12 protein-coding genes are annotated in these 14,431 nt (G+C 64.2%); all 12 read right to left on the minus strand.

The features are described 5' to 3' along the window. Positions 1-4: 4 nt before the first annotated feature. Complete coding sequence (locus AC0IXR_RS21995) at positions 5-763, minus strand: biotin--[acetyl-CoA-carboxylase] ligase (protein ID WP_471762182.1); 759 nt, start codon at positions 761-763, stop codon at positions 5-7. 106 nt (positions 764-869) lie between these two features. After that, complete coding sequence (nuoN, locus tag AC0IXR_RS22000; RefSeq protein ID WP_419951413.1) at positions 870-2,312, minus strand: NADH-quinone oxidoreductase subunit NuoN; 1,443 nt, start codon at positions 2,310-2,312, stop codon at positions 870-872. A gap of 13 nt (positions 2,313-2,325) precedes the next feature. Beyond that, a complete protein-coding gene (locus AC0IXR_RS22005) occupies positions 2,326-3,846 on the minus strand; it encodes an NADH-quinone oxidoreductase subunit M (protein WP_471762184.1) in 1,521 nt (506 codons plus the stop codon). 47 nt (positions 3,847-3,893) lie between these two features. Further along, entirely contained in the window at positions 3,894-5,996 is a 2,103-nt protein-coding gene (gene nuoL, locus AC0IXR_RS22010; RefSeq protein ID WP_471762186.1) for an NADH-quinone oxidoreductase subunit L, read from the minus strand. 103 nt (positions 5,997-6,099) lie between these two features. After that, entirely contained in the window at positions 6,100-6,405 is a 306-nt protein-coding gene (gene nuoK / locus AC0IXR_RS22015; protein ID WP_056434368.1) for an NADH-quinone oxidoreductase subunit NuoK, read from the minus strand. A 28-nt stretch (positions 6,406-6,433) separates the two neighbouring features. Next, entirely contained in the window at positions 6,434-7,054 is a 621-nt protein-coding gene (locus AC0IXR_RS22020; RefSeq protein WP_056434370.1) for an NADH-quinone oxidoreductase subunit J, read from the minus strand. 122 nt (positions 7,055-7,176) lie between these two features. Further along, positions 7,177-7,665 carry an NADH-quinone oxidoreductase subunit NuoI gene (nuoI, locus tag AC0IXR_RS22025; protein ID WP_056434372.1) on the minus strand — a complete coding sequence of 163 codons (489 nt, stop codon included), beginning with the start codon at positions 7,663-7,665 and terminating at the stop codon, positions 7,177-7,179. 24 nt (positions 7,666-7,689) lie between these two features. Continuing rightward, positions 7,690-8,706 carry an NADH-quinone oxidoreductase subunit NuoH gene (gene nuoH / locus AC0IXR_RS22030; protein WP_056434374.1) on the minus strand — a complete coding sequence of 339 codons (1,017 nt, stop codon included), beginning with the start codon at positions 8,704-8,706 and terminating at the stop codon, positions 7,690-7,692. 12 nt (positions 8,707-8,718) lie between these two features. Further along, positions 8,719-10,800 carry an NADH-quinone oxidoreductase subunit NuoG gene (nuoG, locus tag AC0IXR_RS22035; RefSeq protein WP_471762188.1) on the minus strand — a complete coding sequence of 694 codons (2,082 nt, stop codon included), beginning with the start codon at positions 10,798-10,800 and terminating at the stop codon, positions 8,719-8,721. A gap of 43 nt (positions 10,801-10,843) precedes the next feature. After that, positions 10,844-12,145 (minus strand): NADH-quinone oxidoreductase subunit NuoF, encoded by a 1,302-nt coding sequence (nuoF, locus tag AC0IXR_RS22040; RefSeq protein ID WP_419951409.1) that lies wholly within the window; start codon positions 12,143-12,145, stop codon positions 10,844-10,846. A gap of 1 nt (position 12,146) precedes the next feature. Further along, on the minus strand, positions 12,147-13,208 hold the full coding sequence (nuoE, locus tag AC0IXR_RS22045; protein WP_311276259.1) for an NADH-quinone oxidoreductase subunit NuoE: 1,062 nt from the start codon (positions 13,206-13,208) through the stop codon (positions 12,147-12,149). A 22-nt stretch (positions 13,209-13,230) separates the two neighbouring features. Beyond that, positions 13,231-14,421: an NADH-quinone oxidoreductase subunit D gene (locus AC0IXR_RS22050; RefSeq protein ID WP_056434382.1), complete on the minus strand. Its 1,191-nt coding sequence runs from the start codon at positions 14,419-14,421 to the stop codon at positions 13,231-13,233. Between the last annotated feature and the right edge of the window lie 10 nt (positions 14,422-14,431).

Here is a 14,431-nt window from a genome sequence, read left to right on the forward strand (position 1 = left end):
AACCTCAAGCCGCCGTCGCGGCCGAACCCAAATGCACCTCGCCCGCCGTCACGGTCCGTCGCGTCCCATCATCCGATCGGACGACGAGCCGCCCCGCCTCGTCGATCGTCTCGAAAATTCCTTGCACGATCTCGCCGCCCGTTCGCACCGAGACCGGTGCGCCGATCCCGGCGGCGTCATCGAGCCAAAGCTCACGGATCGATGAAAACCCGCGGCCTCGATTCCAGCGTCGCGCTGCAACGACGATCTCATCCGACAGATGGTCGAACAGATCCTCGGCGCGCGGTTCGTGCTTTATCTGACTGAGGCTTGTCGCGGGATAAGGCAAGTCCTGCGGTGACGCGGCGACGTTGACGCCGAACCCGATCACCGCGGAGCGACGCCCGCCCGGATGAGTTTCCGCCTCCAGGAGAAGGCCCGCGAGCTTGGCACCCGATGCCAGCACGTCATTGGGCCATTTGAGGCGGAAGGGGCTTGCCCGACCGGACTTCCGATCCTCGATCCCATCCTGAGGCGCCATGCCGGCCGCCTCGAGGTGGCGTGGCCCGATCGTTCTCTTCAAGGCGGAAATCAACGCGACGCCCGCTACGAAGCCCAAGCTCGGAACCTGTTCCGGATCGACGTCCGAAACCGGCCAGAGCAAGCTGGCACTGAGGTTGCCCGGCAACGACGTCCATGCGCTCCCCCTGCGGCCACGCCCCGCTTCCTGCCGGAGCGCGACAACCCACAGGGGGCCCCTTTCACCCTCGTGTGACAGCTCCATCGCCCGAGTGTTGGTGGAGCCGAGGCTCTCGTAAACGTGAAGCCGATGCCCGGCCGCTCTCGCAGCCGGGCCGAGCCGATAATCCGGCCTTTCGAGAGACAAAATCCTAGAACAGCGACTTGGCCGCGGCACCTGCCGCGCTGACAAGGGGAGAGGGCACAAGGAAGAACAGGACCACGACGGCGCTCGAGAGACCGAGCACGATGCGCAGGCCGGGCGGCATCACTTCGTAGGGAGCTTGCGGCTCGTCAAAATACATCACCTTGACCAGACGCAGGTAATAGAACGCGCCGACCACCGAGGTCACGACACCGATCACCGCGAGGCCCACGAGATCGGCCTTGATGGCGGCGGCGAAGACATAGAACTTGCCGAAGAAGCCGGCGAGCGGCGGAATACCGGCGAGTGAGAACATCATCGCGGCGAGGCAGAAGGCCATGACCGGATGTGTCCGGGAAAGACCGGAAAGATCGTCGACCGTCTCGTACATCTGGCCGCCGCGACGCAGCGAGAGAAGCACGGCGAAGGCGCCGAGCGTCATGGCGAGATAGATGATCATGTAGATCACCACGCCTCGGATCCCCTCCTCCGAGGCAGCGGCGAGACCGATGAGGGCGTAACCGATATTGCCGATGGAGGAATAGGCCATCAGACGCTTGATCGAGCGCTGGCCGATGGCCGCAAAAGAACCGAGCGTCATCGAAGCGATGGCGACGAAGACGATGATCTGCTGCCAGATCGCGGTCACGTCCGGGAAGGCGCCGATGAAAACCCGCACGGTCATGGCGACGGCGGCCATCTTCGGCGCCGAGGCGAAGAACGCCGTCACCGGTGTGGGCGACCCTTCATAGACGTCCGGTGTCCACATGTGGAACGGCACGGCAGACATCTTGAAGGCGACGCCCGCAGCGACGAACACGATGCCCAGCACGATGCCGAAACCGGCATTGTCGTTCAGTGCCGAGACGATGCCGGGGAAGGAGACGGTGCCGGTGAAGCCGTAGACCAGTGACGAGCCATAGAGCAGCATGCCGGAAGACAAGGCTCCGAGGACGAAATACTTCAGCCCGGCCTCGGTGGATTTCAGGTTGTCCCGGTGGAAGGCGGCGATCACGTAAGCAGCAAGCGACTGCAATTCGAGGCCGAGATAGAGGGCGATCAAATCGTTGGCGGAGGCCATCACCATCATGCCGATGGTGCAGAGCACGATCAGGATCGGGAACTCGAACCGGTCGATGCGTTCGCGCTGGAAATAGTCGCGCGAGAGTAGGATCGTGGCGGCCGAGCCGAGCAGGATCAGCGCCTTCATCACCTTCGAGAAGTTGTCGATGATGAACGACCCGTTGAGGGTCGTGACCTTGGCACCCGACTGCGACACGACCACGAAGAAGGCGAGAATCAACAGGATGAGCGCGCCGACATTGATGGTCTCGACCGAGCGCTCGCCCCGGAAGGCGCCGTAGAGGATCAGTCCTAGCACGCCGATCGCGAGGATCAGCTCGGGCATCACCGGCGAGAGCGAGGGCAGGACGGCCTGGATAGCGGTCATCTTACGTCGACCTTCAGCGCGCCACGGGCGGAAGAACCGCCGCGGTCTGCGTGTTCGAGAGCGCGGATTTCATGCTCTGCATCAGCGCCTCCGTGGAGGGGGCGAAGGTGTCGAGGATGGGCGCGGGATGCACGCCGTAATAGATCGTCAGGGCGACGAGAGGCGCGAGGATGAGCTTCTCCCGCAGGTCGAGATCGAGGATGCCCTGCAGGTTGGGCTTCTCGAGCTTGCCATAGATCACCCTGGAATAGAGCCAGAGGGCATAGCCGGCCGAAAGAATGATGCCGAAGACCGAGAAGAACGCGACCGTCGGGTTGGCCTTGAAGGCCCCCATCATGGCCAGGAACTCGCCGACGAAGCCCGACGTGCCGGGCAGGCCGACATTGGCCATGGTGAACACCATCATCGCTGCAGCATAGAGCGGCATCCGCTTCACAAGGCCGCCATAGGCCGCGATCTCGCGGGTGTGCATCCGGTCGTAGACCACGCCGACGCAGACGAAGAGCGCGCCCGAGACGATGCCGTGCGAGATCATCAGGAACAGGGCGCCCTGGATGCCCTGCTCATTGAGGGTGAACAGGCCCAGCGTCACGAAGCCCATATGCGCCACAGACGAATAGGCGATGAGCTTCTTGATGTCGGTCTGCATCAGCGCGATCAGCGACGTGAAGATGATCGCGATGACCGATAGGGCGAAGACCATCGGCGCGAAATAGGCGCTGGCATCCGGGAACATCGGCAGCGAGATCCGGATGAAGCCGTAGCCGCCCATCTTGAGCAGGATGCCGGCGAGGATCACCGAGCCGGCGGTGGGCGCTTCCACGTGGGCGTCGGGCAGCCAGGTATGGACCGGCCACATCGGCATCTTCACCGCGAAGGAGGCGAAGAAGGCGAGCCACAACCAGTATTGCATGCCGACGGGGAAGCGGGTTTGCAGCAGGGTCGGGATGTCGGTGGTGCCGGCGTGCCAGTACATCGCCATGATGGCGAGGAGCATCAGCACCGAGCCGAGCAGGGTGTAGAGGAAGAACTTGAAGCTCGCGTAGATCCGGCGCTTGCCGCCCCAGATACCGATGATGAGGAACATCGGGATCAGGCCAGCTTCGAAGAACAGGTAGAACAGCACGAGGTCGAGAGAGCAGAACACGCCGATCATCGTCGTCTCGAGGACGAGGAACGCGACGAAATACTCCTTCACGCGCGTGTTCACCGAGAGCCACGACGCACCGATGCAGAACGGCATCAGGAACGTGGTGAGCAGGATCAGCGGCATCGAGAATCCGTCGACACCGAGTTTGAATTTGATCGTCTCGGCGAGCCAGCCATGGGTCTCGACAAGCTGGAAGCTCGATGTCGATGGGTCGAACCGGCCCCAGGCGACGAGGCTGAGGAGGAAGGTGACGATGGTGGTCGCGAGCGCCGCCCAGCGGGCGTTGCGCTTCACGCTCTGGGATTCGTTGCCGAGGGTCAGGATGAAGGCCGCGCCGCATAGCGGCACGATCAGCAGGCCGGAGAGAATGCCGAGGCCGAACATCTAGCGGGCACTCCGATACGGGTTGGCGGCCGTCATTGCGCGCGACATCAGTGCCCGACCTTGGGTAGGCCGGTGAGCATGTACCAGCTGACGATGGCAGCGACGCCGATGAGCATGACGAAGGCGTAGTGATAGACGTAACCGGTCTGCAGTCGGACGACCCCGCGGGTGACGTCGAGCACGCGGGTGGCGATGCCGTCGGGGCCTAGTCCGTCGATGACCCGGCCGTCGCCCTCCTTCCAGAGGAACTTGCCGAAGTTCTTGGCCGGGCGCACGAAGATCCGGTCGTAGAGTTCGTCGAAATACCACTTGTTGAGCAGGAACTGGTACAGGCTCGGTTGCTGGGCGGCGAGCCGGCCCGGCAGTTCGGGCCGACGGATATACATCCAGAAGGCCAACAGGAAGCCGATCACCAGCATGATGAAGGGCGAGTAGGCCACAAGAGCCGGCACCGAATGGATGTCGTGCATGATGTGGTTGTCGGGGCCATGACCGAGGGCGTGCCCCCAGAACGATTCCATGCCCTCGCCGATGAAGCGGTTCTTGAACAGCAGACCGGCGAACAAAGCGCCAAAGGCCAAGATCGCCAGGGGAATTGTCATCACCAGCGGGCTCTCATGCGGCGTGTGCGCATGGTCGTGATGCTCGATGGCGCTATGAGACGCCGGCTCAACGTCATGGCCCTTGTCGTCGTGCGCGACACCCTCGTGGTGTCCCGGTGCGCCGTCGGCGGCAGCAGAGGCGGCGTGAGCCAAAGCAGGTGCAGCGTGATGATCGTCATGGTGCGCGGCGCCGTGGCCCGCCCAGCGGGCCGGCCCCTCGAACGTCATGAAGAACAGGCGCCAGGAATAGAACGAGGTCATCAATGCAGCGACGACCGTGCACAGGAAGGCGAGCGTGTGGCCGGGCCGCGTCGAGGCATAGGCCGCTTCGATGATCGCGTCCTTCGAATAGAAGCCGGCAGTGAAGGGGAAGCCGATCAGCGCCAGGGTGCCAATGGTCATCATCGCGGAGGTGAAGGGGATGTAGCGGCGGAGTGCCCCCATGTTCCGCATGTCCTGCTCGTGATGCATCGCGTGGATGACCGAGCCGGCGCCGAGGAACAGAAGCGCCTTGAAGAAAGCGTGGGTGAAGAGGTGGAACACGGCGGCCGAATAGGCGCCGACGCCCAGCGCCACGAACATGTAGCCGAGCTGCGAGCAGGTCGAGTAGGCGATGACCCGCTTGATGTCGTTCTGCACCATGCCGATCGTGGCCGCGAAGAACGCGGTGATACCGCCGATGATCGTCACGACGATGAGAGCGTTTGGCGCCACTTCGAACAAAGGCGACAGGCGCGCCACCATGAAGACGCCCGCCGTCACCATGGTGGCGGCGTGGATCAGGGCGGAGACCGGTGTCGGTCCCTCCATGGCATCCGGCAGCCAGGTATGGAGCAGGAACTGCGCCGACTTGCCCATGGCGCCCATGAACAGGAGCAGGCACGCCAGGGTCATGGCGTTCCAGTCATAGCCGAGGAAGTGGAACGTGGCGTCCTTGAGCTCCGCGGCGCGCGGCAGGATGCCGTCGAAGGCCACCGAACCGAACAGGACGAAGACGAGGAAGATGCCGAGCGAAAAGCCGAAATCGCCGACCCGGTTGACGATGAAGGCCTTCATCGCCGCCGCATTGGCTGAAGGCTTCTCATACCAGAACCCGATCAGCAGGTAGGAGGCGAGACCGACGCCCTCCCAACCGAAGAACATCTGAACGAGGTTGTCCGACGTCACCAGCATCAGCATGGCGAAGGTGAACAGCGACAGATAGGCGAAGAAGCGCGGCCGGTGCGGATCCTCCGCCATGTAGCCCACGGAGTAGAGGTGGACGAGAGTTGAGATCGTCGTCACCACCACCAGCATCACAACGGTCAGCGTGTCGATGCGGAAGGCCCAATCGACCACGAGGTCACCGGCGGTGAACCAAGTCGCTACCTGCACGCGGGTGGCATGATCGGAGCCCGGAACCTCGAAGAACGCGCCCCAGGACAGGAGCGCTGAGAAGGCCAGGAAGCCAGTGGTGATGTACTCGCACACGCGAGGGCCGAGCTGCCGGCCGAACAGGCCGGCGAGCAGGGCGCCGATGAGCGGGAAGAAGACGATCGCGTGATACATCGCTGGCTGGCCCGGCCTCCGGAAGCGTGCCGGATACCCGGCCTCGCTCCATTCTCGTCAATGGGATCGCGCGGGAAGCCGCGCGGCTCGGCTTGGGTGAAGCTCAGCCCTTCATCATGTTCACGTCCTCCACCGCGATGGAGCCGCGGTTTCGGAAGAACACGACGAGGATGGCGAGCCCGATAGCTGCCTCCGCCGCCGCCACCGTGAGCACGAACAGGGCGAAGATCTGGCCAGTGATGTCGTTCAGATGGGTGGAGAACGCGACGAGGTTGATGTTCACCGCAAGTAGGATGAGCTCGACCGACATCAGGATGACGATGATGTTCTTTCGGTTCACGAAGATGCCGAGCACGCCGAGCGTGAACAGGATCGCCGCCACCGTCAGGTAATGGCTCAAGCCGATCATGAGCGCTGATCCTTGTGTTGAGCCGACATCAGACCTCGACGCCCTGGCGAGACGGCACCTTGCGGGTTTCCACCGCCATCCCTTGCGTCCGCGCATTCTGCACGGCGATGTTCTGGCGCTTCACGCCGGGCCGGTCACGCAAAGTGAGCACGATGGCCCCGATCATCGCCACCAGCAGAATCAGACCGGCCAGCTGGAAGAAGAAAACGTAATCGGTGTACAGCACGCGCCCAAGCATTTGGGTGTTGGTGACACCCTCGACACTGGCGAGAGGACCGAGCGGCGCCTGCATCAGGCCGGGATCGATCGTCCAGGAGCCGACCACCAGCAGGAGCTCGATGAGGAAGATCGCGCCGATTAGCGCGCCAATCGGCAGGTACTGCTGGAAGCCCTGGCGCAGCTGCGCGAAATCGACGTCGAGCATCATCACGACGAAGAGGAACAGCACGGCGACGGCGCCGACATAGACGACCACCAGGATCATCGCCAGGAACTCGGCCCCCATCAGCACGAACAAGCCGGCCGCGTTGACGAAGGCGAGGATGAGGAAGAGCACCGACGCGACAGGGTTGCGCGAGGTGATGACCATGAACGCGGACGCGATCGCGACACCGGCGAACAGGTAGAAGAAGGCTGCGGCTGCACTCATGCGATTATGGAGATCAGCCGTCCCGAGGACGGCCCCTTCTGCCTAAATTCAAACCAGCCCGTGCAGGCCGCCCGTCTATAGAACCCACCCCTGCGGCGCACAACCGCCGGAGCGCCGTGTCATCACCGGTATGGTGCGTCCACTGCGAGATTGCGCGCGATCTCACGCTCCCAGCGGTCACCATTCAGGAGAAGCTTCTCCTTGTCGTAGAGAAGCTCCTCGCGGGTCTCCACGGAGAACTCGAAGTTCGGCCCCTCCACGATGGCATCCACCGGACAGGCCTCCTGGCACATGCCGCAATAGATGCATTTCACCATGTCGAGGTCGTAGCGTGTGGTGCGGCGCGTGCCGTCGTTGCGGCGCGGGCCAGCCTCGATGGTGATGGCCTGCGCGGGACAGATCGCCTCGCACAGCTTGCAGGCGATGCAGCGTTCCTCACCGTTCGGATAGCGGCGCAGCGCGTGCTCGCCGCGAAAGCGCGGCCCGCGATGCCCCATCTCGAAGGGGTAGTTGATCGTGGCCTTGGGCTTGAAGAAGTAGCGCATGGCGAGGGCGAACCCCGACACGAACTCCTTCAGCAGCAGACCCTTTGCGACCTGATCGAGCTTCATGGCTCGGATCTCCGTGAGGGGTTGTCAGACGCCCGGCGCAAGGCCGGTCAGCTTGAGGACGAAGGCGACGACCACGACCGAGACGAGGGAAAGCGGAAGGAACACCTTCCAGCCCAGCCGCATGAGCTGGTCGTAGCGGTAGCGTGGCACCATGGCCTTCACCATGGCGATCATGAAGAAGAGGAAGCTCGCCTTCAAAGCGAACCAGATCAGGCCCGGCACCCAGGTGAACGGCGCGAACGGAATGGGCGAGAGCCAGCCGCCGAGGAACAGCACCGTTCCCAACGCGCACATGGTCATGATCGCCACGTACTCGCCGAGCATGAACAGCAGGTAGGGCGTCGAGGAATACTCGACCATGTAGCCCGCCACGAGCTCCGATTCGGCCTCCGGCAGATCGAAGGGCGGGCGGTTGGTCTCGGCGAGCGCCGAGACGAAGAACACCACGAACATCGGAAACAGCCAGAGCCAGTACCAGCCGAGGATGCCCAGCGAGGTGTCCTGCGCCATCACGATGCGCGAGAGGTTGAGCGACCCGGCGCAAAGGAGGACGCAAATGATGACGAATCCGAGGGAGACCTCGTACGAGATCATCTGCGCTGCAGAGCGGAGCGCGCCGAGGAAGGCGTATTTCGAGTTCGAGGCCCAGCCGCCCATCAGCACGCCGTAGACGCCGAGCGACGAGATCGCGAAAATGTAGGTGATGCCGACATTGAGGTCGGCGATGGCCCAGCCTTCCGCCAGAGGGATCACCGCCCAGGCGGCGAGAGCCAAGGTGGCGAAGACAAGCGGTGCCAGCAAGAACAGGCCCTTATTGGCGCCTGCCGGAATCACCGGCTCTTTCAGCACGAACTTCAGCAGATCGGCGAAGGACTGGAACAGGCCCCATGGCCCGACGACGTTGGGGCCGCGCCGCAGCTGCACCGCCGCCCAGATCTTACGATCGGCCAGCAGCGCATAGGCAATGAACACCAGCAGCAAGGCGAGGAGCACGAAGCTCTTCAGGATCAGCAGTAGGACGGTGCCGACGATTTCCAGCATGGTCGGCAGCCCTTATTCCGCCGCTTCGAGACCGCGCGTCTGCGCGAGGCTCGAACATTCGGCCAAGACCCGCGAAGCGCGGGCGATAGCGTTGGTGAGGTAGAAATCCGGAACCGCGGACACAAAGGCCGGACGGCCCGGCTCGCCTCCGAGCCCCGCAAGCGTGTCGACGGTGGCGGCCACGTCGCTCGTGGCTATCGCGTCGAGGGCAGCGAAATGCGGGTACGCCGCATAGAGGTCGCGACGCAGAGCCCCGAGCGAATCGAAGGGAAGGCGCTTTCCGAGGACATCAGAGAGCGCCCGCAGGATCGCCCAATCCTCGCGAGCGTCACCCGGCGGGAAACCGGCGCGGTTGGTCGTCTGAACACGGCCTTCGAGATTGACGAAAGTGGCGTTCTTCTCGGTATAGGCCGCGCCCGGCAGGATCACGTCCGCGCGGGTCGCGCCGCGATCGCCATGGGTGCCCTGGTAGATCACGAACGCGCCTGCGCCGATCTCGACCTCGTCGGCACCGAGGTTGAACAGCACATCGAGGGCGCCCGGCTCCGCCATCCGCCCGAATCCGAGGCTCCCCTCCCCCGGCACGAAGCCGAGATCGAGCGCGCCGACGCGGGCTGCAGCGGTCTGGAGCACGGCAAAGCCGTTCCACTCGGCGGTGACCGCACCGATATCCTTGGCGAGCGCCGCCACCGACGAGAGGATGGCAGCGCCGTCGGGCCGGGTCAGCGCGCCGGTTCCCACGATCACGAGGGGTCGACTGGCGCTTTTCAGCACCTCGGCGAAGCTATGCTTTCCGGCGGCGATATCGGCCAGGGTTTCGGAGCCGGCGCCGAGATAGGTATGGGGATAGGTAAGATCCGCCGCCTCGCCGATCAGGCCCACAGCGAGAGGCGCCATGCGCCAGCGCTTGCGGATACGAACGTTGAGAAGCGAGGCTTCCAGGCGCGGGTTCGTCCCGACGAGCAGGATCGCATCCGCCTCCTCAATACCCGGAATGGTGGGATTGAACGTGTAGGCGGCGCGCCCCCAAGCCGGGTCGATCGCCTCGCCGGCCTGACGGCAATCGAGATTGGTCACGCCGAGCGACCCCATCAGGGTCTTTAGGGCGTAGATCTCCTCGACGGCGGCAAGGTCACCGACGATGGCGCCAACTCGCTTCGGGTCGGCGCTCTTCATCCGGGCGGCGATGGCGGCGAACGCCTCGCCCCAGGAGGCGGGGCGCAGGCGGCCGTTCTCACGCAGGTACGGCCGGTCGAGACGCTGCGCCCGAAGCCCGTCCACCGCATGGCGGGTCTTGTCGGAGATCCACTCCTCGTTGATGTCTTCGTTCACCCGAGGCTCGATCTGCATGACCTCACGGCCACGGGCGTCCACACGGATGGCGCAGCCGACTGCGTCCATCACGTCGATGGATTCGGTCTTCGACAGCTCCCAGGGCCGCACCTCGTAGCTCTGTGGCTTGTGGACGAGGGCGCCCACGGGGCAGAGATCGGCGACGTTGCCCTGAAGCTCGGAGCCCATGGCACTCTCGAGATAGCTCGTGATCTCCATGTCCTCGCCGCGGCCGATGGCGCCGAGATCCGGCACGCCGGCCACTTCCGCGAGAAAGCGGACGCAGCGGGTGCAATGGATGCAGCGGTTCATGGCGGTCCGCACCAGCGGGCCGATATATTTCTCTTCGACGGCGCGCTTGTTCTCGCCGTAACGGGTCGAATCCACGCCGTAGGCCATCGCCTGATCCTGCAGGTCACAATGGCCGCCCTGGTCGCAGATCGGACAATCGAGCGGGTGATTGATGAGTAGAAACTCCATCACCCCCTCTCGGGCCTTTTTCGTGGTTCCGGACCGCGTCAGGATCTCCGGCGGCTCACCATTGGGTCCGGGGCGGCAGTCCTTCACCGCATAGGCGCATGAGGCGACGGGCTTAGGCGCCCCCTTCAGCTCGACGAGACACATCCGGCAATTGCCCGCGATGGACAGCCGTTCGTGGAAGCAGAAGCGCGGGATCTCCGCGCCCGCGACTTCGCAAGCTTGCAGGAGGGTGTACTCGGCCGGAACATCGACCTCGGTGCCGTCGACGATGAGCTTTGTCATGCGTGCTTCTCGGTAACGAATTTCGGTCCGAACGACATGGCGATCACTCCGCGGCGATCCGCACAGGATCGCTGTGCGGGTTGGCGCTGTAGCGGTCGATGCGCTTCTCGATCTCGGGACGAAAATGGCGGATGAGGCCCTGGATCGGCCAGGCCGCCGCGTCGCCGAGCGCGCAGATCGTGTGCCCCTCGATCTGCTTCGTCACGTCGAGGAGCATGTCGATCTCGCGGCGCTGGGCGCGGCCTTCGGCCATGCGCAGCATCACACGCCACATCCAGCCCGTGCCCTCGCGGCAAGGCGTGCACTGGCCGCAGGATTCGTGCTTGTAGAAATAGGCGATGCGGGCAATCGCCGACACGATGTCGGTGGAACGGTCGAGGACGATGACCGCCGCCGTGCCGAGACCGGAGCCGAGATTCTTCAGGGTGTCGAAGTCCATCTTGGCGTCGATGATCTGCTCAGCCGGCACCAGGGGCACTGAAGAGCCGCCGGGGATGGAGCAGAGCAGGTTGTCCCAGCCGCCGCGCATGCCACCGCAATGCTTGTCAATCAGATCGCGGAAGGTGATGCCGAGTTCTTCCTCGACGTTGCACGGCTTGTTGACGTGGCCCGATACGCAGAACAGCTTGGTGCCGGTGTTGTTCTTACCGCCGAGACCGGCGAACCAAGCCCCGCCACGGCGCAGGATAGTCCCCGCCACCGCGATCGACTCGACGTTGTTCACCGTGGTGGGACAGCCGTAGAGGCCCATATTGGCGGGGAAAGGCGGCTTCAGCCGCGGCATGCCCTTCTTGCCTTCGAGGCTTTCCAGCAGGGCGGTTTCCTCGCCGCAAATGTAGGCGCCGGCACCGTGATGGACGTAGATGTCGAACGGGTAGCCGTGGACATTGTCCTTGCCGACGAGACGAGCCGCGTAAGCTTCGTCGACCGCCTTCTGCAAGGCGTGCTTCTCGGCAACGTACTCGCCACGGATGTAGATGTAGCAGGCATGGGCGGCCATCGAGAACGAGGCCAGCATGCAGCCCTCGATCAGGAGATGCGGATCGTGCCGCATGATCTCCCGGTCCTTGCAGGTCCCCGGCTCGGATTCGTCGGCATTGACCACGAGGTAGTGCGGACGCCCATCCGACTTCTTGGGCATGAAGGACCATTTCAGGCCCGTCGGGAAGCCGGCACCGCCGCGCCCGCGCAGCCCGGACGCCTTCATCTCGTCGATGATCCAGTCGCGGCCCATTTCCAGCAGGAACTTGGTGCCGTCCCACGCGCCGCGCTTCCTGGCCTCTTCCAGACCGGGCGAATGCAGACCGTACAGATTGGTGAAGATGCGATCCTGATCGGAGAGCATGTCAGATCTCCTTCGCGTTGGCGGACGGCGTCTTCGGTTCGGTCGGTTTCGGTGACGATTCGTCCGCGCTCGCGCCGGAGGCGACCGGCTGCGGCGGCGGTTCATCGCGTGGCAGATCGGATTGCGTCCCCGCCTCGGCTCCAGCGGCCTCGGCCTCGGCGATCGTCTCGGGCGCGGACGGAGCCGGCTTGTTCGGCTGGGCCGTCGATTCCTTCGGGTCGGCCGCATCGGCCTTGTCGCCCGGCTTCACCGGCGTCTCGCCGGATGCGTTACGCTGAGCTGGGGCGTCCGTCGGCGGCTCCTCCACGGCGCGGCCCGAATCGGGCTTGGCCGGCTTCGGGTCCGACGCCGCGCGCTGCTCGGACGAGACAGCTTCGGACTTGCCAACTGCATCGTCGGATTTCGCGGCCTGATCTTCGAACCGCTTCCGCCATGCGCCCACGCGCGACCCGTCGAACAAGGTCTCGTCGCTCAGCGTGTCGGCCCCGCCCATCGGCTCGGATGACGTGCGCCCGACCTGCGAACCGATCTTGACCGGGCGTCCAGCCGCGAGGTCGTCCATCAGTTTGCCGAGGAGCTCGGGCGTCAGGTCTTCGTAGTAATCCTGATTGATCTGGGCCATGGGCGCGTTGCAGCAGGCGCCGAGACACTCGACTTCGAGCCAGGAGAAATTCCCGTCTGCGCTGACGTGGCCGGGTGCGCCGAGGCGCTCCTGCAGATAGCCCTTCAATTCGCGCGCACCGCAGGAATCGCACGGCACCGTGCCGCAGAGCTGGATCCAGAACCGGCCCACCGGCTCAAGGGCGAACATGGTGTAGAAGGTCGCAACTTCGAGCACGCGGATATGCGGCATGCCAAGTTCGGCGGCCACCGCCTCGATGGCCTTCTGCGGAAGCCAGCCGCCATTCTGCTCCTGCGCCTTCCACAGCAGCGGGATCACCGCGGAGGCCTGACGGCCTTCGGGATACTTCTCGATCTGCCCTTTGGCCCATTCGGCGTTCTCAGGCGAGAAAGCGAAGCTGGCCGGCTGCTCGGAAGCGGGGGCGAGTCTGCGATTGGCCATCAGTGCGAAACCTCGAATACCGTCACCGGTCCACCTCGCCGAACACGATGTCGAGCGTGCCGAGCACGCAGGACACGTCGGCCAGCATGTGGCCGCGGCACATCCAGTCCATGGCCTGGAGATGGGCGAAACCCGGAGCGCGGATCTTGCAGCGGTAGGGCTTGTTGGTGCCGTCGGCCACGAGATAGACGCCGAACTCGCCCTTGGGCGCTTCGACGGCGGCGTAGACTTCGCCGGCCGGCACGTGGAAGCCCTCGGTGTAGAGCTTGAAATGATGAATCAGCGCTTCCATCGAGCGCTTCATTTCCCGGCGCGGCGGCGGTGCGAATTTGCCGTCCGTGGCGGCGATCGCCCCCATTCCCGCCGGCTCGCGCAGCTTGATGCAGCACTGGCGCATGATCTTGGCCGATTCGCGCATTTCTTCCATGCGGATGACCTGCCGATCGTAGGTGTCGCCGTTCCTTCCCACGGGGACGTCGAATTCCATCTCCTCGTAGCATTCATAGGGTTGCGACTTGCGCAGGTCCCACGGGATGCCGGAGCCGCGCACCATCACGCCCGAGAAACCCCAGGCCATGGCCTCGTCCACGGTGACGATGCCGATATCGACGTTGCGCTGCTTGAAGATGCGGTTCGACATGACGAGGTCGTCGAGATCGTCGACCACCTGCAGGAACGGGTCGATGAAGGCTTCGATATCGTCGATGAGCGCGGGCGGCAGGTCCTGGTGCACGCCTCCGGGCCGGAAGTAATTGGCATGGAGACGAGCGCCCGACGCGCGCTCATAGAAGATCATCAGCTTCTCACGCTCCTCGAAGCCCCAGAGCGGAGGCGTCAGCGCGCCCACATCCATGGCCTGCGTGGTGACGTTGAGGAGATGAGACAGGATGCGGCCGATCTCGCAGAACAGCGTGCGGATCAGCTGAGCCCGGCGCGGCACCTGGAGCCCGAGCAACTTCTCAATGCCGAGACAGAAGGCATGCTCCTGGTTCATCGGCGAGACGTAGTCGAGCCGGTCGAAATACGGCGTCGCCTGCAGGTAGGTCTTGTGCTCGATCAGCTTCTCGGTGCCGCGATGGAGCAGGCCGATATGCGGGTCGACGCGTTCGACGATTTCGCCGTCGAGTTCCAGCACGAGACGCAGAACGCCGTGTGCCGCCGGGTGCTGCGGCCCGAAATTGATCGCGAAATTGCGGATATTGTGCTCGGTCATGGCCTCGCTC

The organism is Methylobacterium sp. AC832 (assembly GCF_979256025.1).